Source organism: Legionella qingyii (genome assembly GCF_003990155.1).
In the GTDB taxonomy this organism is placed as follows: domain Bacteria; phylum Pseudomonadota; class Gammaproteobacteria; order Legionellales; family Legionellaceae; genus Legionella; species Legionella qingyii.
Genome location: NZ_RZGX01000018.1, coordinates 67,130 through 88,467 on the forward strand (window position 1 = coordinate 67,130; position 21,338 = coordinate 88,467).

The window sequence follows — 21,338 nt, forward strand, 5'->3', positions numbered from 1 at the left end:
TCCCTTTTAGCGCGTACCTAAGTTCTCAGTAGATTTGGGTCCTAACATAACAGGAACTTCACCCTGAGTACCATAAACATCAGGTCTACCACCAATATGAAAACCACGTTTAAGGCTCGAAACACGACGCGCCGACACCGTAATGTCTTTATTTGTGCTTCTCCCATTCACAATAGTTGGTCTCAATAAAATGACAAGTTCAGTTTTTTGAGAGTCTTGCTTTGTCGCGCGCACTAAAGTTCCTAGAAACGGAATATTGCCAAACCAGGGCAACTGGCCTATTCCCTCCGTGGTTGTATCTTGCATCAAACCACCAATAACTACGACTTGGCCGTTTTTAGCGTGCACCATTGTATCTGATTCACGAATGGTGCTATTGGCTAAAGGTAAATCCAATATCCCACCTTGAGTTCCTAAGTCAATCACCTTACGTTGGTCTTTTACCAAGCTTACAGTAGGATGTATATGTAAAGTAACTTGACCATTGGCGTCAATTTGCGGCGTAACATCCAAAGTAATACCTGAGAAAAAAGGAGTCAAATTAACATTTAACATAGGTTGAGTCACAAGGCTTGAAGTGACAATATTTTGATTTTGGGATACGTTGGTTACAAAAAATTCATCAAACCCTACTTTTATCGCTGCGCTTTGATTATTCATAGCTGTAACGCGTGGGCTTGAAAGCACCTGAACATTCCCTTGGGTTTCTAATGCCTGAATCACCGATGTAAAATCTTGAGGATTCCAGTGAATGTCGACATCAAACGCTTTAGGAAAACTTGATTGAGAAATATCAACCTCTGGGAAATTACTTAAAGCGTTGAGCCTGGATCCAAAAATTTTCCAATCAATCCCCATTTGGAATTGATTGGTCAAATTGACCTCCAGGATTTTAGCTTCAAGAATCACTTGCCGGTCCATGCTGTTTTGCACCATGTCCAGATAACGCTCAACATGTTTGAGCTCTCGGGGTTCGGCGTGAACCACAACTAAACCAGCCATTTTATTGACCGTTACAGAGCGACCTTCCTCTTTACCGACCATCTTTTTGACAGTATTTTCAAGTGACTTCCAAAAATCGATATTACTTTTGGTTTCAACATCACCTACTACAGCACTGTAGTTTTGATTACCGTTACTAAGTACTCCAGAAATATTGCCACCAGAAACCGAGGTTCCTGTACTTGAGCCACCAGGAGAGCCCGCATTGGTCACTTCACCTGAACTTACAGTCATGCTTGAACGACTTTTTCGTTCTAATTCAAGATAGTTGACTTTGAAAATTTGAGTTCTTAACGTGTTAGGTAAGATTTCATATCCACCAGGAATCGCATTAAAGGAATAACCATATGCATCCTCTAGTGCTTGCAGGACCTGTTCTACAGTAACCCGTTTCATACTTAGGGTAACATTCCCTTTAATCTCCGGACTTACTACCATGTTGGTTGACGTATCGGCAACCAATCCCATATAAAAGGCTTGTGCGGGCACATTTTTAACCGCTATATCAAAACGTTGGGGACCACCTTGTGATCTTGCATCACGGATTTTCAGACTTGGAAGCAATGCTCTGACTGGGCTTCCTCGTCCCTTGGTATGATCTGATTTCATAACTATTTTATTATTGGCAACAGCTTGTTGCATCACCTTGTTCATCTCATCAATAGCGGTTCCCTTTATTGGTGCATGAGTGTTGCAGGCGGCAAGAAATAAAGAAATAAAAACTATGATCCCTCTTCTCATCAATGAGTCTTCCACAAGCGTTTGCCAAATAAATATAGAATCTTTCTATGTCCCGCGTAGAACAATACCACATGATTTTTATCAATAGCAAGAACGCGTGCTCCCTGAATGTTACTTCCTGTTCCTACGATTTGTCCATTAATCATAGCCAATCGCCTCATTGGCCCAATCAAAATACTTTGCAAATTAAAATCATCCTCGTCTGCTGATGATTCATGAACTAAGGGGCTTATAATGGGTTTTGTCGGATCGTGTAACGCAGCATAACTCATATTAATTAAGTTAAACCCAAAAAAGAAAAAGATTATCGATTGTTTTTTTAGGCTCATTGATTTTGTCCTTTATTTATTATCAGTTGAGCACTTTTGGGTTTTAAAGTGTAAAAATCGACCGTTACTAGCCCTTGTGGATATTTCGTTACCGTATAATCAAATTTGTCCCAATAAAGCTGCCAGGGTAATTGTTCCAGACGTTGCAAATACCTCATCACTGGGAAATAAGTACCCCGCATAATGAGACGGTAATGATTCGCTTGTATGGTAAATGGAAGTGCTGGCGTTTGAACAGAAGATGTTTTAGGTGTTGCAGTATTACTCGTTTGCTGGTTTATTGGCGATGAGGAAGGTAGCGGTGTAACCGTACCAAAATTCTCGATGGTTACCCCCATTGTTTGTTTTAACATATCATGCAGTAGCTTTGCCAAATCACGTTCCGCTATATAGCGCTTATTATAACGAATGATTTCTTTATCGAGCATAGTAATCTCAGTAGTTAACTCTTTAAACTGGGTAATAACTTTTACTGTTTCTGGGTTGCTGATCAGAATTTCAACAATCTTCTTTTTCTGTGTCAATATAGTAATCTGCTTGTCAATTTTATGCGCTTGTTGTTCTTTTTGATATTTTGAGTTTAATATTGGCTTTACAACAGCAAAAAACCATAAGAAAAGAAGAGCAACTATGGTAATGATTAGTAGCAGTATTCTGTCTCGCTCACTCAAGTGATCAATTTTTTGTTTTAATAAATATAATTGCTTTGCATAAAAAAACTTTAGATCCATTCACTGTACTCCCTGGGCTTTTTGATCCTGAGCAGTTTGTTCAGGAATTGCCTCTTCCTGTGACCCAAGAGCATAGGTAGCAATAGAGAACTTCAAATAAGGATGATTTTTAATTGTTTTTACAAAAAACAATTTAAAGATAACATTTTTGAAAGAGTTGGTAGTTGATAGCTGACTCATAAGTTCCGATACTGAATCTGGATGAATGGCGTATCCATTTAAGGTAATGTTATTGGAATCATGATCAATTTGAATTTGATTTAGCCATAAAGTATTTGAGGTTGTTTGAGCCAAATCAAACATGTATTCAGAAAATCCGCGCCGAACAACGAGGTGCTCCAGTGAATTAAGTTCTACTTTCTTGGCTTGCAGTTTTTTCTCAAGATTTTTAACGCGAGTTACAAAAGGAATATCGCTAACTAGCAAGGGATAATCCTTTGTCATTTTCTTGTAATCTTCTTGTGCATACAATAAGCTCTTTTGAGCCATCCTAAGTGATTTATAAGCTTGAAAATTAATTAACTCAAGAACAACGGAAATAATAGCTAAACTTACCAAGGTAATGAGTACTATCAAACCCATTAATGATGCAGGCAATCGACTGGAGCTTTTGGGAAGCCCCTTTAGAAAATTTATAGATTGACTCATGATTCACTTTCCCTATCCAAGAGCATTAGGGCTCCGCCAATAGCATAAAAAACCTTTTCCAGAATTTCAGGAGCGACCGGTTCAGACATAAAAAGTAAATTAATATCTAATAATCTTACTTCCTTATTAAGTTCTGCTTGTAAATAGGAGAGCAGATCTGTAGCTTTATAAAAACTGGGAGTGAAAAAAATTTGTTTTGGTTCAGGAAGTTTGAGTTCCATCAAACAATAGTCAATACTACGCTGAATTTCTAACAACATATTCTGATTCGCAGAATTATGAGGTTGTATAATGGTTTTACTCATAGGTAAAGTACGGAACAGATACAAGTCTCCCATATAATATACATGATGTTGACAGTTCTCATCATCATAACTAATGACTATGAATGGAACCTCAGTTGATATTGGCTCAAGTGATAAAAGTTTGCTTAAAGCCAACTCACTAATGCTGACTCCCGTAACATTTAATAGACAACTTTCCATCATGGAAACATGACTTAGTAATGCAGACTGCAATGTCACCGCAACAAAAGCTTTTTTCCTTTTGCTACCCGCACCATGTGGCGGCACCGTAAAAACATCTACAACGATATCATTTAAGGGATAATCGACTAACCCCTTAAGTTGCCAACGTAGTGCTTTAGCCAGTTCATTTTCGGGGACTTCGGGTGTATCTATTAATAGCAACTGGTAAAGGCTTGGGGAAAGAACCACTTGGCATGGGCGTCCAACCAAATGATGTTTATAAACATCGTCTTCCAAACATTTAGCAATATCAACAGGAGATGGTTCAGGGAAGTAATGCTCCTCACAGAAGAGGATGTGCTGATTATCAGCCAAGCCAACAAGCGAATATCCGAAATCACTAAGAAAGCAAGATAGAGGTTGAGGTGATTTAAATTTACCTAATCCAAACATGGATCATCCTGATCATTGTTCATGAATGGCAGTATAAACTGAGCTACGTTCAATTGTCGATTGAAAAAATTGATAATTATTAATGCAGGAAAATATGCTTATGACATATTACTCAGGTAAACAGTATTGACCATAGCAACGCGTTCACTACCGTTGCTTAAGATCATATTTATCGTGACAGCACGAACAGCCGTCAAGGTTGTAGTTGAAGCAAAATTAGATTGATAATAAGTAAGTGAGAAACTGGTTACTTGGTTACTGAGTGTCTGAGCGGAAGCACCTGTTCGCGTCAAAATCGGGCTAGACCAACTATAAGATATAGTAGAGCCACCTGTAGTGGTAAATGACACCTCGGTTGGATTGATTGCTGAAAAACGATTTGCCTGTTGTAACTCTTTAGTCATACGTGCCATAGCAATGGTAGCCTGATTGGTTAACGCGGTAACTTTTACTCCTGTAAAATAGTTAGTAAAACCCGCACTTAACATAAGAGATACTGCAGACAAAACCACACCTGTCGTAATCATCACAATAAGCATTTCAATAAGCGTAAATCCTTTAATTGTTCGCATAATTATATACACTTGCATTAATCGAAGCATTCCCGGAACCCGTTACATTAAGAGTAATTGTTTTTGGATTGGAGCCTGCAATAACAGGGGGACTCACAGCAAAATCATTTTCTAAAGCATAATTCGATAATACCGTACATATATCAAGACTTGGTGTACTGGTACACGGATCGTCCAGGGCAGTATAACCATTTATATCACGATTCATTAATATGATTTGCATACGTGCATTCGCTAAAAAACTTGCTTGAGGTGTTGTTCTAGGTATGCCGCTGTACCGTTGTGCCTGATTTATACCAATCAATAATCCGCTTACAATAATCCCCATGGTTACTATAAAAACAATCAGCTCAATGATAGAGAAACCGCTCTGTTTCTGCTTTGGCATGTCTTTTCCTCATTGATTATGCAATACAGTAGGAATTACTCCCGACACAGTTCCCGAGCCGGTTCCACTTACTGAATTAAGAGTATAACTCGTAGGAAGAGAAATAGCAGTCCAAACACCACCTATATAGCGGTATGCTACAGTACCCGTACCCACAGCCAAACAATCGCTCGGGGCATTACAATGCACACCACGTAAATTAAGTGTTCCAGGTGATGTTTGAGCCACACAAGATGCATTGGAGGTAATAGGAAGACTGCAATTAAAAATGACACCATTATTTCCTACAACAATACAGTTACCGGTGCTTGGGCAATGCACTTCATTTAGAGACTGACCACTAATAAAAGCACTATTCCATCCACTACCATTAAAATAATGAACCGCACCAACGCTGCGCACAAGTACACAACTATTGGCTTGCACGCAATCAATACTATTTAAAGTACCTCCTATATTAGTCCGATTATCAAATGGGCTAGTGGAGTTTATCGGAAAGCGATAAAGATCATTAGGAAGTGTAGCCATACAAATATCATTAACACAACTCACACTTGAAACTGGCACACTCCCCATTCCTTTCATGTTATAAGGTAGGCCAGTTCCTGTATAATACATGAGTGGCCACGGTGGACTTTTGCTTTGTCCTACTATCCAACAAAGGGCTGGATTGTTTGGGATATCACATGAAACTGCCATAAAATTTGAATCGCTAACTGTTCCTAATAAAGCCCATGACCCGCCATTAAATTGATAGATGTAGCCCTCATTAGTGGCAGTAGAACCTACAGCCAAGCCATAACTAGAGCTGATTTCTACACCCCGAAGAGTAACCCCACCTGCTGTCAGCACCGTTAACCACGAGGCACCATCATATTTAAGAATAATACCGTTCGTACCCTGTGTTCCCACTGCATAGTAAGCTCCTCCTTGAAACAATAATACTGCTTGATTAAGCGTTACCTTGCCATTAGGCGCATCTAGAGAAGGGGCACCACCTTGACTGCTAATGATGTATTGTGACTGACTTGCTATCGCGCCGGAAAGGTGAGCTGCCGCGATTGTTCCATTTTGTCCTCGTCGCAGATTGAGCAAGGTATTTCCGCTTATTCCATCATAATAAATCATTTCTGAATCAATGGTTATGGCTCCAAAGGCTCCGAAGTTAGCAACTGAAGCAACTGGAATAAAAGAAGAGGTCGCCGTCAGAGGACTAGTAATCGTTGTTGTGGCTTGATTTTGACTGCAACTGTATTGGTATTCCCCTTGATCCGTAACAGTGACAATTGAACTCCACGCATTATTGCAAACTCCAAGGGATAACTGGTAATTACCATGTTCAATGCCCGTTTTAGCTAAATCATAGGCATTATTTGCGGATATAGTACTTATAGCTGAATTGGTACCGCTAACAATCATCGAGACAAACGCTGTCGCAAGCCCTGCTACAACAACAAGTAAAATAGCAATAACCATCATTAAAAATCCAGATTGCTTACCCATTCACGAACCCCGTTTCTGCAGAAACTGTAAGCGTGCTGGTACCGACTCCAGATGCTGTAATTGTAATTATTGCGCCTGACTCAGGCGCCCCCATTGAATTAAACGTAATGCTCACAGAAGACAGTGTGATTCCTGTAGGCATACTCACAGAGTATGCGCCATTAGGAGGATTTGGAGAAATGGTATAACTGTTTGTTGAAAGAATAATACTATAATTTGTATTTAAACTGCTCGCCAAAGTTTGGGTATAACGTATATCTCGTCTTAATTGTTCTGTTATGGAGGACAAACTGTAAAGTGAAACTGATGGAGTTTTTATCCCATAATAAACCGCCATAAGGGTAACAATCAAAATGATGACAATCAGTTCAATAAGGGTAAATCCGGATGTTCGTCGCATCACAAATACCTGTAATTAAAATTCTCCTAGCTTTTATAAAAATATAGTACCGCTGACTTTATTTAATTGCTATGTATCTGTTTAAAAAACATAAATTATCAATAATAAAAAATGGAAAACACCTTGCCCATGGTCTAGCATAAAATCATAGAGGATACAAATGTGCAAGTGAGGCCGAGAAAAATGAAAAAAATAATAGTTGCCTTAATTATCGCCGGCTCATCTATTCTATTAAGTAATTGTGATACAAAGTGTTGCGATGATGGCTTGGGACATTGTATCCAAACAGGAACGAGCACTTGTCCGAAAACTGATTATAATGCCTGGTGGTATTAAGAACATTTTGAAAAATCGAATCTAGGCTTGAATTAATTCATTTTCAATAGTTACATAGTCAATTTTTCCTGAAGGTAAAACAGGAATCTTGCTTCCTGGTACAATTTGATGGGGAATCAGTAATTCTGAATAATTCAGCTCCTTTATTCTCTTAACAAAACTCACTTTATCCGCACTCTCAGCCTCACTATATAATATTATTTGCTCTCCTTTTTTTGGACTTTTCTTGCTTACTGCGGCATGTAACAACTCAGGCCAAATTGAGGCAGCAACACCCTCTACTGCAGTAAGAGAAACCATTTCCCCTGCTATTTTCGCAAAACGTTTTGCCCGACCTGCAATCGTAATGAATCCTTCTTCATTCATAGTGACGATATCACCCGTATCATGCCACCCATCTTCAGTCGCAATAATCGTTCCCGGCTTTTCAGACGAAAGATAACCTTTCATGACATTAGGACCACGCAATATTAACCGGCCGCCTTCAGCGATGCCATCTACGGGCTGAATTCGACTTTCCATGGAAGGCAACAACATTCCCACACTACCTGGTATAGAAGCCAAAGGACAATTCATGGAAATCACTGGTGCAGCCTCTGTTGCGCCATACCCTTCATAGACTTTAACTCCAAAAGCATCTATCCAGTGTCGAATTGTTTCCGGCTTCACTTTTTCCGCGCCAGCAAAAATATAGCGTACACTGCTGAAATCATGTCGTTCTGCAACTCGAGCATAGCCTGTTAAAAAGGTATCCGTGCCAAGCATAATGGTAGCACCGGTTTGATAAATCAATCCCGGAATTATTTTATAATGCAAAGGAGATGGATAATAAAAGCAACTAATTCCCTGTATTAGCGGAAGAATTGAACCCGTTGTTAATCCAAAACAATGAAATATGGGTAACGCATTGAAAAATTTATCATGAGAAGAGAAATCCACTCGCGAAGTTAACTGGCAACAATTTGCCAGTAAATTAGAATGAGTTAAAACAACCCCCTTTGGAAGTCCTTCTGAGCCCGAAGTAAATAATATAACTCCTGGTTCCTCCGGAGAAACAGGATCACCAATTAACTTATATGCACGAGAAGGAAACATCCCTTTGAATATCCCGGAAAGTTTATGACCCAAGTTAATGGAAGACTTAAAATCTTCGAGGAAATAAATCTTTATCCCTGCGTTCTGTAATCCTTCGACTATACTTTCTAGTTTTGCTGAATCAATAAATTGTCTTGCCGTATAAATAGTTTTGACTTCAGCAACATTACATGTAGCTAATAAATTATGAAGTCCCAAGCTAAAATTCAACATCGCTGGAATGCGCCGATATGCATGTAAAGCAAAAAAGGTGACCATCCCCGCAATCGTTGTAGGCAGCATGATACCGACATGCTCTCCCACTTGAGTTTGCTCCTTAATTTGTCGGCCTAATATAAAACAACGAGCAAGAAATTGTTTGGAAGTTAAAGGTGCACGATTTGCGTCTTCAATTTTTGCTTTATTCTTTGTTCCTAATACGGTTCCTTGAATGAGTGCTTCAAACATTGACATGGGTTGATAGCTATTCGCAAAAGTAAGCTCACTAATTAATTGAAACAAACGTGTGCTCATAGCATTTCGGTCAAGAGGCGTATTTTCCTTCTGTATATAGGATTGTGTTGGCAATACATGCAAAATAATTTTGGGAAATAAATACGTACGATGCTTATCTTTACTTATAGAAAAAATACTGTGTTGTGCCCCATCGATACGTATCGGGATAACTGAGGCTCCAGCTTTTTGTAGTACCATTCCTGGGGCATCAAAAACCTTCAAGCTCTCTTCCTGCAATCCTATTCCCTGTGGAAAAATAACACAACGCTTCCCTTCGCGTATCGCTTTGATTAAAGCTCTTGCTGCAAAAGCATTGGTAGAGTCGATGACAATGACATCGGCAAAAAGCATCATTATTTTCATCCAGAGCCTACCTGCTGATCGCGGAGGAAACGCTACAGTTAATTGCTCAGGCAAAAATACAGCAAGCAAAAGCAAATCAATTTTTGAAGTTCTATTTGCAATAATCACTGAGTTAGGTTCGGGCTGATAAGTTCCACGCAGCTCTACTTTAAAGCAGTAGGTTAAGATTGCTCTAATCCATCTACGCGCACGTTGCTTTTGTCTTTCCATCCACATAACTTGTTCCATGTTTTTGTTTCTCATATAAAAAACCGCTCTTGGTTATACCCAATCAAACATTATTTTTCAATGATTGCAACCGATTGCCAGGTGTAATAGACTTTCTTAATCAATTGATTGTTGAGGACTATAACGATTACAAACACCGATTTATCCCATAAAAAAATAAATCCTATGAACTGCCGAATCATTCATCCTATTAAGACAATCTTCATAGTTTTAGCCTTGGTGTCTCTAATTACGACTGCCATCTTTTTTTATAACTATTCAAATGAAATCATTAACTGGATTGAGCAGCTTGGCTGGATTGCACCCATTCTCTTTTTAATTATATATTGTCTTGCAACCATTATGTTTTTGCCAACAATGGTGATCACCTTGGCGGGAGGTGCACTTTTCGGTCCATTTTTCGGCACCCTACTCAATTTGTTGGGTGCAACAAGCGGTGCTGCATTCTCTTTCTTAATTACCCGACATTTAATTTATAATTGGTTTTCCCAAAGAAAAGGAGAAAAGTTAAGCAAACTCATTTCTGCAGTAGAGCAAAAAGGATGGGTGGTTGTTGCTTTTCTGCGCTTAGTTCCAATTATTCCATTTAATATAGTTAATTGTGGTTTGGGGATAACCACGATAAAATTTCGATCTTATCTGCTCACTACTTTTATTTTTCTTATTCCAGCTGAAATTGTTTATACCTATTTAGGTTATGCAGGGATGGGGATTTTAAAACAAGAAATATTTTATAAAAACAGTGTAATTCTAATCGCGGGTCTAGTTCTATTGCTGTTGTGTGTTATCAAGTTGTTGCATTTTAATCACTTCGGTTTTCAAAATGCAGAGAAGAAGATAATTGATTAAGCAATGGATGATTTACTGCAAAAACAACATCATCCCAAGAAAGTACCGGGCGAATACCCTGTAAAGAATTAGTTACAAAAAGGGCTTCTGCTTCCCTTAACATTGCTCTTGTCACAGAAACTTCCATACAAGTTATGCCTTGTTGTTTGGAATGTTGAAGAAGTCTTGAGCGAGTAATACCAGGAAGTACACCATCTGCTACAGGAGGAGTGAGCAAACAATTATCGTGGATCAAAAATAAGTTAGCACATGTAGTTTCGGTCGCATGATGCTGCAAGTTAAAAAATAAAGCATCATCAGCAGCTGCCGCAATTGCTTGACGGCGAGCAAGTATTGCCTCCAAATAATTGACTGATTTAACTTGATATATGGGATTGGTTCCATCTCTTAGCCATGAAGCACTAACCAATCGCTGTGGATGGGTTTCTACAGAATAATTAAAAGCTTGAAATGCAAGCTGACTTACCTGACCTCGTGCAGCTAAACCTCTAGGCGCGGAACCACCACTTAAAATCGCTTTAATACCGCCATGATACAAATTATCTTGTTTAATTTTATTGAGCAGATGTTCTAACCAATGCTCAAAAGAAAGATCGAAGGGGATATCCAATTTTCGCGCCGAGTCAGTTAACCGCTGCCAATGCAAATAAGCATAACATGGTTTAGCTTCTTCTACTCTAAGTGTTTCAAACAAACCCTCGCCCAAAAAGATGCGATCATCTATTGGAAATAGAAAATTGCATTCCCCTTCTGTGAGTACTCGTGTTCGTATCATAAACGGTACTTAACCCTAATTTGCCAGTTAAATTTACTACGAATGTTTACTGACGAGTCAGGTTTAATAATCTCCAAAATCGTCCAGTTCATCACGTAAACGTTTTTCATCTAACATATTTTCCAATCGCCTACGTGCATCCAAACCACGAGGAACAGTGTCCATAACTTCTGCATCAACATCCAATTCACTATCAACATCAACGAAGTCTTCTTCGACTTCTACAACAGCATCATCATCTTCAAATAAATCACTCATACCATTCTCTCAATGAGTTATACTGTACCTAGAACCCATCCAAAAGGATCTAAAAACCAGGACGGCTTATATACCTTATTTTTTCTATTTTGACTAGTTTTTTTTAAAAAAAAATAGCAATTCCTTCAGATTTGAGATTGGCAAATTTTTCAGAGGATTTCAAGACCTTGAATTTTTACAATAAAGAATCAATAATTTAATAAGCACAAAACATTGATACCGTATGGAAGATTACATCAAGAAGGCTTTAAGAGATACGATGAAACAAATACGCTCCAAGATATCTGTTTCGTATCGCGCCACAGCTTCAAGTCAAGTATGTACCCGCATTCGCTTGCTGGAACAATATCGTAATGCCCAGCATATAGCACTTTATTTTGCGGTAAATGGCGAAATCGATTTAGATGAACTATGGAAAAATGCGCTCTTACAAGGAAAAATCTGTTATTTTCCTGTCCTCAATGAAGATTTAACCCTTTCTTTTTTACCTGCAACAACAGATACCCCTTTTCAAAAGAATCGCTATGGGATTTCTGAGCCTAATGTTAGTGCTGATTTAGCAATCCCTGTAGAAAAATTGGATTTGGCCTTAATTCCGTTAGTTGCTTTTGACGTACGGTGTAATCGTCTTGGCATGGGTGCTGGTTATTACGATCGAACGTTCAAAGGCAAAGAGAATTGTCCCTTATTTGGCGTAGCGTACCAATTTCAGCGTGTTGATGAGTACCTCGAACCAGAACCTTGGGATATTCAGCTTAACGCCGTAATAACCCAACGTGCCATTTATTGGTATGGTGGATGACTCTAGTTTTAGGTTAAAGCATCTGCATTGATCTCCCCGGTACGCACACGAACTACTTGTTGCAATTCATAAACAAAGATTTTGCCATCCCCTATCTTACCGGTATATGCAGACTTGCAAATTGCTTCAATTGCAGCTTCAACCATATCGTCTGGTAATGCGAGTTCAATTTTAATTTTGGGAAGAAAATCTACTACATATTCAGCCCCACGATATAATTCAGTGTGCCCTTTTTGTCGCCCAAAACCCCGTGTTTCAGAAATGGTTATTCCCGGTACTCCAATTTCCATTAACGCCTCATGAACATCATCTAATTTAAAAGGCTTAATAATTGCCATAATCATTTTCATAATATATTCCGCTGTGATTATACTTTTGTTAGACTCTTTGCAAAACCAAACATGGAGTGATTATGTTCGACCCCAAACAATTTGATGATTTAGCAAAAAAACTTTTTTCAGCTCTTCCCCCAAGTCTACAAAATATTGAAAAAGACATTCAACAAAAATTTAAAGAAGTACTGCAAGCTACCTTTTCTCATATGGAACTTATTACGCGTGAAGAGTTTGATGTACAAACCAAAGTTCTGGCGCGAACTCGTGAAAAAGTAGAGCAACTTCAAAAGCAAGTCGACATGTTAATGACCCAGCTTAATAAAGATCAAAAATAATTACAGAGTAGTTTAAGCGGCAATAGGAAGGTTTGCCGTTCAATTAGTCCAACATCACAGGAATAAGCAATGAATCTGGCGTTTACTAAAACACGTAGTACTGTTGGGATATTGGCACAACCCGTGTCAGTAGAAGTTCATTTATCAAATGGTTTACCTGGATTTACAATCGTAGGCCTTGCCGAAACTGCAGTGAAAGAAAGCAAGGATCGAGTTCGTTCCGCGATTATTAATAGCCAGTTTGAGTTTCCCTGCCGCAAAATCACCGTGAACCTGGGGCCGGCCGATTTACCTAAAACTGGAAGTGGTTTTGATTTACCAATCGCTCTTGGAATTCTTGCGGCATCAAATCAAATTCCCAAAAATCAACTGGCCAACCATGAATTTATAGCAGAACTTGCCTTAAGTGGAGAACTTCGAGGTATTTCCGCTATTATTCCTGCGGTATTAGCTGCATATAAAAACGAAAGTTTACTGATTATTGCCAGTGCTAATGCTCATGAGGCCTCATTAACCGGCTATCAAAACATTTATAGTGCGAACAATTTACGTGAAGTATGCAGCTACCTTTGCCAAGGAACTTCATTGCACCCCCTACCACCAAAGCCAGAGTCATGCGCCACACAATACACGATGGACTGGTCTGATATCAAAGGACAGTTTCATGCGAAAAAAGCAATGGAAATTGCAGCGTGTGGTGGTCACAGTATTTTGCTAAGTGGGGCTCCTGGAAGCGGCAAGACGATGTTAGCAAAGCGATTTAATACCTTACTACCTCAATTATCTGAAACAGAAGCCCTGGAGTGTGTGGTCATTAATTCCATACGAGGTAAATTACCTGACTTTAGTGAATGGCGTTCACCGCCCTTTCGAGCCCCACATCATACTGCATCACCGGTATCTCTAGTAGGTGGAGGAAACCCACCTAAGCCAGGAGAAATCTCTCTAGCACATCATGGGGTTTTATTTCTTGATGAATTACCGGAATTTAACCGGCAAGTTCTAGAAACTCTAAGACAACCGCTTGAATCAGGATCAATATGCATTTCAAGGGCCGCCGCGCAAACAGAATTTCCCGCCCAATTTCAGTTCATCGCAGCAATGAATCCTTGCCCATGTGGACAATGGGGTAATCCTCAAGCAAACTGCTTATGCAGCCCTGATCGTATTAAGCGTTATCATGCGAAGATTTCAGCCCCTTTATTGGATCGCATTGATATGCATATCACGGTCCAAGCGCTAACACAGGAAGAATTAGTTGCTCCGAATATTAACCCTATTAAACAAAGTGAAATAATTCGAGAACACGTTATCAAAGTACGAACAATACAAAAGGAGCGACAAAATTGTCTCAATGCCTATTTAAGCGCCAACATTTGTGAAAAGATTTGTGCATTAGGTTCTCAAGAACAAGATTTCTTACGTCAATCGATGCTGCAATTCAAACTTTCTGCTCGAGGGTATCATCGCTTATTGAAAGTTGCACGCACTATAGCGGATATGAAGGAAAGCAGTCAGGTTTCTAAAATTCATCTACAACAGGCATTGTCCTTTAGACATACTTTATCTACTCCAGGAACTCTATAATCCAAGAGGTTTAAGAATAGTTTGCTCCTGTTTCAAGTGCATTGAGTACTGCTTCTTTGCATTTGAACTTAGGGTAACCCTAAATTCAAATGCAAATTTAACAAACGCACAAGGTAATATATGATTGGAACAAACACACCAAATATAAAAATACTGTTTATTGCAGATATCGAGTAATGCTTTACTCCATCACACTGTATTTCATTATTTCCATAGATTTCTTTTCTTTGAACTAAAAGATAAATTATAAGTAATAAACCATAAAAAAAGGTGGAAAAAAAACTAATTCGTACCAGTAAATTATGCATTTCTTTACTGTTCACATAATCAACAGGAAAATTGATGAGAAAAAGACATAAAAGCCAAATAATCATTGTTTTTGTAGGAGTATTTTGTTTCTCTAAGGCTGCAAACCAAATAAGTGTCATGGGCAAAATTAATAAAGGAAAATAATAAACCCAACCAAAAGGACTCATAAGTAACATCATAGCCAGAGTCAAGCAAAAAGGCTGATGGTTTATCCGATCGTTATCAGTTGGTCCGAGATTTTGCCAATACCATAAAAGTAACATAACAAATAAAATGCCATAAACAAGATTTATTGGTACTAAATACGACATATTAGGGAGTATTTCGCCACCAAAAAATAGACGAAAAATAAAACCATAAATTGAAGCATTCCAATCATCACCATACCAAAATACATTACTCATCATTTTGAAATATTGATTATAAATCACTGGACCATAAACCAGCGTGGGAATAAATACGGCAATTAAGAGTGTAACGAACATGCTCAGAAGAACACGTTGACGGCGTTGTTTTAAAACATAGAAAAATAACAGTCCAGGAAACAATTTAATCGCAATAATAATGCCCCATAATATCCCTGCAAAATAGTCACGCCGATTCAAATAAAAATAATAACCCAGCATGATGAAAAACAATAAAATGCAGCCAAACTGCTGAGTAACAAAATTCATTAAGGTCGGAAAAAATGCGAAATAAAGTAGGTATAGATTTACATAATTCTTCTGCAAAAATCGCATGGAAAAAGCATAATAAAATGTAATGGTGATACCAATTATTCCCAAAATAAAAGAAAAGAAAAACCAGAACAGTAATGCATTTGAATAGCTGAAATGAGTCAAAAAACTAAAGCTCCACAAAACAAATGGAGGATTTAAATTGGCAGGTAATATCTTTACAGAAGACAAATAAGTAGTAAAAAAATTTATATAAGGATTTTCGCCCTTTAAAAAAGCCTGGGATGATAAATAAAAAGAAGAAAAATCGATTCGTTGGTAATGCTTAAAAATAAAATAGGAAAGCAAACAATAAAAGCTCAGCAGCAGTAGAATGCATATTTTCCTATAACAACGACTCATCAAATATATCCTTGACTAGTTCCATATTAAATTGCACTTCCGCTGCAGCTTCTCAACAATACTACCTTTGATTACATAATGCATCAAAAATTGCCATACGTACAAAAACACCATTAGCAACTTGATTTAATATAAAGGAGTTGGGCCCATCTGCCACATCACTGTCTATTTCAACACCACGATTTATAGGGCCCGGGTGCATCACCATCACATCCGATTTAGTATAAACTAGATTTTCCTTTGTTAAAGCAAAATCACGTCGATAAGAATCGAGATCAAAATGATCGGACTCCAATAAACGCTCACGCTGTACCCGCAAACAAATCACGACATCGGCTTCAGTTAATCCATCTTGTAAATCCTGAGTTACCCGTCCATAATGCAACGTCTTCGGCTGCCAAAGTTCTGGGGCGACTAAAACAAGTTCACCTACCCCTAGTTGTGCGCAAATGCATTGAAATGAATTGGCAACACGTGAATGCCTGATATTACCCAGGATTGCTATTTTTAATTGCTCCAATCGTGGTTTTTGTTCAAGGATCGTCATCATATCAAGCAACGCTTGACTTGGGTGAGCATGAGTGCCATCGCCGGCATTAATTATATGAATGCCATCCCCTATTTGACGCGCTAAATCTTGTTGTAACCCATCTTGCGAATGACGAATTACAAAATACTTAATTCCCATAGCAGCCAAGGTACGTATTGTGTCTTCAATAATCTCTCCCTTGGTTTCAGAAGAGCTTTGTAAATCCAAATTGATTACTGGCATAGATAAACGATTTGCAGCCAATTCAAAACTCACACGAGTGCGGGTACTGTTTTCATAAAACAAATTCGCTACCGTATGTTGTGCATATGAAGGATATTGGTTATGGTGTTTGAAATAAACCGCGCGTTGCAGTAAAGACTCAATCTGTTGTCGTGATAATTGACTAATTTCTAAAAAATGATTCATAAAACCCTTATCTCTTTTAACTTAACCACCAGGAGTCTAGAGTCTTTTCCATTTCGCCAGATTGGGCCCAGCCTGATTTTCAAGCATCGAAACGCAACATAGATGAAATATGTGAACGCCGAAGTACAAAAATTCAGATCATTTAGGCCATGATAGTAGAAATGGAAGCAGTCCCTATTCAGGATATTGCAGCCATTGCTCAAGTATAACACAAGCCGCTATACTATCTACCTCAGATTGTTTGATTTTACGATACCCACCTTGTGCAAACAATTGCTCTCTAGCCTCAACTGTTGAGAGTCGCTCATCAACCAAATGAACCGGCAAAGAAAATCGCTTGCGTAATTCTTTAGCAAACCGACGCGCAGCAGACGTTGTATATAATTCACTGCCATCAATACACGTGGGAATACCAACAATTAATCCTTGGGGTGACCATTCAGCAATAACTTTGGCAACTGCATTCCAATCAGGGACGCCCAGACGAGCATTGAGGGTCGCAAGAGGAGATGCACTACACGTTAATTGCTGCCCCACAGCAAGACCGATGCGCTTATAACCAAAATCAAAACCTAAGAAAACAGGACTAGGCATGGCCGATATTTGAACTAAGTTGACTCATTTTGATCCCTAAAGTGGATCCTGCATATTCCCAACGATCTTCGAAGGGCACCTCATACAGAATTTCTGAGCGGTATGGGCAAACTAACCATGTATTCTCTAGAATTTCTTTTTCTAGTTGATGCTCAACCCATCCAGCATAACCTAAAGTAATTAAAACATCTTTAGGCCCTTTATCTTCTGCAATGGCGCGAATAATATCATTTGATGTGGTTACCGTCACCTCATCTTGCAAAAACAAACTGGAACGCCACCCTCCAAGTTGTTTATGAATAACAAATCCTCTCTCTGGTTGCACGGGGCCGCCAAACATTAACGGTAAGCGGTTTTGCTCTGTACGAACCGGTTCGATATGTAATTGTTCAAAAACAATTGATAAAGGGAATTGCATGGGGCGATTTATAATTAAGCCCACCGAGCCTTGCTCATGGTGTTCACAAACATAAATTACCGTTCGTTCAAAATTAGGATCATTTAGGGACGGCATTGCGACCAGCAAGTGATTAGCCAAGGAGCTTATAATTGCCATGAGCCCTCCATAAAGGTCAGTTGATTTATATGCTGCTATATTAATTATACACCAGATGTTTAATTTTTATTCAGTTATTTTAAAGATTACCTGCCACTGAAACCTTTACATATAGCGTTGCTTGTTGAGAAAACGGCCTTCCTGCTGTATATGAAACCGAGGATGAATCCGTATCCTGCGTTCCCTCTGGACTCCCCAATGAAACCCACTTATTTAATGGAACCATTAATGTCGTATCTATATTTTGATTATCAAATTGTTGGTCACCAGCCGGGTCTTGCTGTTCACGCACACGACGCAACTTTAATTCAACTTGTGATCCACGCATGACTGGCTGGACCAATAAACCATTTTTGATTTGATGTTGTTGGTAAGCGATTCCTGTAAAAAATCCTGCACCTACAGCAGTAATGATGGGTACTTCTTGATCAGTAGATACAAAGGCAGATTCACCATTCATGACTTTAACCGATTGTGTGCGTTTGGCTTCCGCCGGAGAGTTTGAACTATAGGTTACAGAATTTTCATTTTGTGCACTGAGCCAATTCGGATCACCTTGATAGATAGAAATATTAAATGTTACTGGAGGTACGTCGATTTGATGTAATACAGTTCTAATTTGGGTTAGTGTTTGGGGCGAAACTTGAACGACTAAGGTTTGATCAGAGCCACTTATTTTTTCTCCAGGTTGCAGCAAAGGTTGTACTAATTGGATAACTTTTTGGACCGGAACATAATGCAATTCAATTACCTTGGTAATCGTTTGGGAAAATACGTTATTTGCTAACAACAATAATCCTATTAGCCAAAATCGCTTCATCCTGAGCTCCTTGTTCCTATTTCATCACTGATTAAGAAAACTTATTGTGGTAAACCCTAATATTTTCAATTGTAGACCAATATAAAAAATCATTGCAGCAAATTGAAAATATTTTTATTTTTCAACCTGAAAAATCAAAGAATACAACGAAAAAATTCATGAACTGCAATTCAATAGTTTTGTTCCTGAAAAAGTTTGGGTATAATTCCTAACAATTTGCTTAAGAGATGCGAACATCATGGGTAGCATATTTAATATGTTTGGTCCTTCACCAATAAGACCGATAGAACAACACATGCGAAAAGTGCACCAATGTGCCAAACAGCTCTACCCATTTTTTGAAGCGATCCTAAAAAAGGACTGGACGACAGCCAATAAAATAAAGGAAAAAATAATTTCCCTTGAAAAAGAAGCTGATTTAATCAAACGGGATCTACGCCTTCATTTGCCTACTGGACTTTTCCTTCCTGTTTCTCGTACTGACCTGCTTGAGCTGCTTAACGCCCAGGATTTCATCGCGAATAAAGCGGAAGACATTGCAATACTGATCATTAGTAGACAAATGACTATCCCAGAAACGATAGTTCCCATTTTTATGCCTTTTTTAAGTCGATGTCTGGACGCATCAAAACAAGCTTGTAAAGCAATCAATGAATTAGATGAATTACTAGAGACAGGTTTCAGGGGCTCTGAAGTGAAGATCGTTGAAGAAATGATCTTAACGCTTTATGAGATTGAACATGACAGTGATGAACGCCTAGCAGATATCAGACATCGTATTTTTGAAATCGAAAAAGATTTATCTGCAATTGATGCAATTTTTCTGTACAAATTGGTCCAATGGATTGATGATTTAGCCGATGGCGCTCAACATGTGGGTAGTCGTCTTCAAATTCTAATAGCCCGGTAGTCAAGTTCTATGGATTATTCAATTATTTATCTTCTTACAGCTGTCATTTTGTGTTTTTTGATGACTTGGGGTGTTGGCGCTAATGATTTAGCCAATGTCATGAGTACTACAATGGGCTCAAAAGCCGTTACCGTCAAGCAAGCGATGTTAATCGCCATATTTTTTGAATTTGCTGGTGCCTTTTTAGGTGGAACTGGTGTTACCGAAACTATGCGAGATGGGATTATTAACTCCAGTGAACTCTCTGGACAACCACTAATCCTTATAGAAGGCATGTTGGGTGTTTTATTAGCTTGCACAATCTGGATGAATCTTGCGAGCTATCTAGGAGTTCCTGTTTCTATTACTAATGCTTTAGTCGGTTCAATGGTAGGTTTTGGCGCCGTAGTATTAGGACCTCAAGCAATTCATTGGAATCAAGTAAGTCGCATTGCCGTAAGCTGGGTTACGTCCCCAATGATTTCAGGGATCACTGCTTATATATTATTTACCAGTATTCAACAAACTATTTTTGTTAAAAGTAACCCGCTAGCCAAAGCTAAATTATATATTCCTATTTATCTTTTCCTCATTGGTTCGATTTTGTCTTTTATCACTGTATTTAAGGGACTTAATAATTTTCATATTCACCTGAATTTCAAGCAAAATCTGGCTGTTACTTTGGCAACCAGCATTATTATTACAATTATTGGAATGGTATTTATTAAACGCATTCCGGAACACCATAGAATAAGACGCAGAGAACGATTTATACAAGTTGAAAAATATTTTGCTGTTCTTATGGCTATGACGGCTTGCGCGATGGCTTTTGCACATGGATCCAATGACGTAGCCTTAGCCGTGGGACCACTTTCAATCATCTACAGCTTGATCATGAATTCACATCAAGTTTTTAATGCCAATAATTACCCTGCATGGATTATCTTACTAGGTTGTGTTGGTGTAATTACAGGCCTTCTTATGTATGGTAGAAAAGTCATTGAAACCGTAGGTAGCTCTATCACAGCACTCACCCCCAGCCGCGCCTTTGCAGCAACGCTTTCCGCCGCAACAACTGTTGTAGTAGCAACAAGTACAGGTATTCCAGTTTCAGCAACGCAAACATTAGTTGGTGCTGTTCTTGGGGTTGGGTTGGCACGAGGTATTGGTGCGTTAAATCTGATTGTAATTCGCAACATCTTCATGTCATGGGTTTTAACATTACCCGCAGCGTCCATTTTAACTATTCTAGCTTACAAGGCATTACATTTCTTTTTAGGCTAGAGCCTGTTGACATTTCATTTAATTCCTCCTCTTTCCCGCGCTTTATGCCTGAGAGATGGTCACAATAAGTGACCATTATTTTTAAAAAAAGAATAATTTTTTTTGAAGTGCATGAAGATATGTGATCCAATATATTTTCGACATTATAAGGGTTCAC

The 21,338-nt window shown here is 38.6% G+C and carries 25 protein-coding genes; 7 read left to right on the forward strand and 18 right to left on the reverse strand.

The window, feature by feature from the left end:
• Positions 1-6 precede the first annotated feature (6 nt).
• From mshL to ELY20_RS13165, 9 genes are all read right to left on the reverse strand, one after another.
• Positions 7-1,743: a pilus (MSHA type) biogenesis protein MshL gene (gene mshL, locus ELY20_RS13125; protein WP_110142914.1), complete on the reverse strand. Its 1,737-nt coding sequence runs from the start codon at positions 1,741-1,743 to the stop codon at positions 7-9.
• Positions 1,743-2,072 carry a hypothetical protein gene (locus tag ELY20_RS13130; protein ID WP_110142913.1) on the reverse strand — a complete coding sequence of 110 codons (330 nt, stop codon included), beginning with the start codon at positions 2,070-2,072 and terminating at the stop codon, positions 1,743-1,745. Before ELY20_RS13130 ends, mshL begins: the two co-directional genes overlap by 1 nt.
• Positions 2,069-2,803: a hypothetical protein gene (locus ELY20_RS13135; RefSeq protein ID WP_110142912.1), complete on the reverse strand. Its 735-nt coding sequence runs from the start codon at positions 2,801-2,803 to the stop codon at positions 2,069-2,071. The genes ELY20_RS13130 and ELY20_RS13135 overlap by 4 nt, the downstream gene beginning before the upstream one ends.
• Positions 2,804-3,451 (reverse strand): PilN domain-containing protein, encoded by a 648-nt coding sequence (locus tag ELY20_RS13140; RefSeq protein ID WP_110142911.1) that lies wholly within the window; start codon positions 3,449-3,451, stop codon positions 2,804-2,806.
• Entirely contained in the window at positions 3,448-4,371 is a 924-nt protein-coding gene (locus ELY20_RS13145; protein WP_110142910.1) for a hypothetical protein, read from the reverse strand. Before ELY20_RS13145 ends, ELY20_RS13140 begins: the two co-directional genes overlap by 4 nt.
• A 98-nt stretch (positions 4,372-4,469) precedes the next feature.
• Positions 4,470-4,943, reverse strand: a complete 474-nt coding sequence (locus ELY20_RS13150) for a PulJ/GspJ family protein (protein WP_158618886.1) — start codon at positions 4,941-4,943, stop codon at positions 4,470-4,472.
• Positions 4,930-5,331: a type IV pilus modification PilV family protein gene (locus ELY20_RS13155; RefSeq protein ID WP_110142908.1), complete on the reverse strand. Its 402-nt coding sequence runs from the start codon at positions 5,329-5,331 to the stop codon at positions 4,930-4,932. The genes ELY20_RS13150 and ELY20_RS13155 overlap by 14 nt, the downstream gene beginning before the upstream one ends.
• A 9-nt stretch (positions 5,332-5,340) precedes the next feature.
• Positions 5,341-6,834, reverse strand: a complete 1,494-nt coding sequence (locus tag ELY20_RS13160) for a hypothetical protein (protein WP_110142907.1) — start codon at positions 6,832-6,834, stop codon at positions 5,341-5,343.
• Positions 6,827-7,234, reverse strand: coding sequence for a prepilin-type N-terminal cleavage/methylation domain-containing protein (locus tag ELY20_RS13165; protein WP_110142906.1), 408 nt, complete (start codon positions 7,232-7,234; stop codon positions 6,827-6,829). The genes ELY20_RS13160 and ELY20_RS13165 overlap by 8 nt, the downstream gene beginning before the upstream one ends.
• Before the next feature lie 183 nt (positions 7,235-7,417).
• Here ELY20_RS13165 and ELY20_RS16795 point away from each other — a divergent pair, with 183 nt between their 5' ends.
• The gene (locus ELY20_RS16795) at positions 7,418-7,570 is read left to right on the forward strand and encodes a hypothetical protein (RefSeq protein WP_158618887.1); all 153 of its coding nucleotides are present in this window, start codon (positions 7,418-7,420) and stop codon (positions 7,568-7,570) included.
• Positions 7,571-7,591: 21 nt separating this feature from the next.
• Here ELY20_RS16795 and ELY20_RS13170 read toward each other — a convergent pair whose 3' ends face one another.
• Entirely contained in the window at positions 7,592-9,766 is a 2,175-nt protein-coding gene (locus ELY20_RS13170; RefSeq protein ID WP_233590596.1) for an AMP-binding protein, read from the reverse strand.
• Positions 9,767-9,916: 150 nt separating this feature from the next.
• On the opposite strand from ELY20_RS13170, the gene ELY20_RS13175 reads away from it, so the two are divergent.
• Positions 9,917-10,600, forward strand: coding sequence for a TVP38/TMEM64 family protein (locus ELY20_RS13175; RefSeq protein ID WP_110142967.1), 684 nt, complete (start codon positions 9,917-9,919; stop codon positions 10,598-10,600).
• Here ELY20_RS13175 and ELY20_RS13180 read toward each other — a convergent pair.
• Positions 10,554-11,375, reverse strand: a complete 822-nt coding sequence (locus ELY20_RS13180) for an aminotransferase class IV (protein WP_110142904.1) — start codon at positions 11,373-11,375, stop codon at positions 10,554-10,556. The genes ELY20_RS13175 and ELY20_RS13180 overlap by 47 nt on opposite strands.
• Before the next feature lie 63 nt (positions 11,376-11,438).
• Entirely contained in the window at positions 11,439-11,633 is a 195-nt protein-coding gene (locus ELY20_RS13185; RefSeq protein WP_110142903.1) for a PA3496 family putative envelope integrity protein, read from the reverse strand.
• 223 nt (positions 11,634-11,856) lie between these two features.
• Between ELY20_RS13185 and ELY20_RS13190 the strand changes: the two genes are divergently transcribed.
• Entirely contained in the window at positions 11,857-12,435 is a 579-nt protein-coding gene (locus tag ELY20_RS13190) for a 5-formyltetrahydrofolate cyclo-ligase (protein WP_110142902.1), read from the forward strand.
• Positions 12,436-12,443: 8 nt separating this feature from the next.
• Here the strand turns inward: ELY20_RS13190 and ELY20_RS13195 are convergent, their stop codons facing one another.
• Complete coding sequence (locus ELY20_RS13195; protein ID WP_003635241.1) at positions 12,444-12,785, reverse strand: P-II family nitrogen regulator; 342 nt, start codon at positions 12,783-12,785, stop codon at positions 12,444-12,446.
• A 62-nt stretch (positions 12,786-12,847) separates the two neighbouring features.
• Here ELY20_RS13195 and ubiK point away from each other — a divergent pair, with 62 nt between their 5' ends.
• A complete protein-coding gene (gene ubiK, locus ELY20_RS13200; protein WP_110142901.1) occupies positions 12,848-13,105 on the forward strand; it encodes a ubiquinone biosynthesis accessory factor UbiK in 258 nt (85 codons plus the stop codon).
• A 69-nt stretch (positions 13,106-13,174) separates the two neighbouring features.
• Complete coding sequence (locus ELY20_RS13205) at positions 13,175-14,692, forward strand: YifB family Mg chelatase-like AAA ATPase (protein WP_110142900.1); 1,518 nt, start codon at positions 13,175-13,177, stop codon at positions 14,690-14,692.
• 68 nt (positions 14,693-14,760) lie between these two features.
• Here the strand turns inward: ELY20_RS13205 and ELY20_RS13210 are convergent, their stop codons facing one another.
• The 5 genes from ELY20_RS13210 to ELY20_RS13230 form a co-directional block, all read right to left on the reverse strand.
• A complete protein-coding gene (locus ELY20_RS13210; protein ID WP_110142899.1) occupies positions 14,761-16,080 on the reverse strand; it encodes a glycosyltransferase family 87 protein in 1,320 nt (439 codons plus the stop codon).
• A 61-nt stretch (positions 16,081-16,141) separates the two neighbouring features.
• Positions 16,142-17,038, reverse strand: a complete 897-nt coding sequence (locus tag ELY20_RS13215) for an aspartate carbamoyltransferase catalytic subunit (protein WP_110142898.1) — start codon at positions 17,036-17,038, stop codon at positions 16,142-16,144.
• 174 nt (positions 17,039-17,212) lie between these two features.
• Positions 17,213-17,632 (reverse strand): Holliday junction resolvase RuvX, encoded by a 420-nt coding sequence (ruvX, locus tag ELY20_RS13220; RefSeq protein ID WP_110142897.1) that lies wholly within the window; start codon positions 17,630-17,632, stop codon positions 17,213-17,215.
• Positions 17,625-18,188, reverse strand: coding sequence for a YqgE/AlgH family protein (locus tag ELY20_RS13225; RefSeq protein ID WP_110142896.1), 564 nt, complete (start codon positions 18,186-18,188; stop codon positions 17,625-17,627). Before ELY20_RS13225 ends, ruvX begins: the two co-directional genes overlap by 8 nt.
• A 79-nt stretch (positions 18,189-18,267) precedes the next feature.
• The gene (locus ELY20_RS13230) at positions 18,268-19,008 is read right to left on the reverse strand and encodes a type II/III secretion system protein (protein WP_110142895.1); all 741 of its coding nucleotides are present in this window, start codon (positions 19,006-19,008) and stop codon (positions 18,268-18,270) included.
• Positions 19,009-19,246: 238 nt separating this feature from the next.
• Between ELY20_RS13230 and ELY20_RS13235 the strand changes: the two genes are divergently transcribed.
• Together ELY20_RS13235 and ELY20_RS13240 are read left to right on the forward strand one after the other, a co-directional pair.
• Positions 19,247-19,918 carry a TIGR00153 family protein gene (locus ELY20_RS13235; protein WP_110142894.1) on the forward strand — a complete coding sequence of 224 codons (672 nt, stop codon included), beginning with the start codon at positions 19,247-19,249 and terminating at the stop codon, positions 19,916-19,918.
• A 9-nt stretch (positions 19,919-19,927) separates the two neighbouring features.
• Entirely contained in the window at positions 19,928-21,181 is a 1,254-nt protein-coding gene (locus ELY20_RS13240) for an inorganic phosphate transporter (protein WP_110142893.1), read from the forward strand.
• The last annotated feature ends 157 nt before the right edge of the window (positions 21,182-21,338 follow it).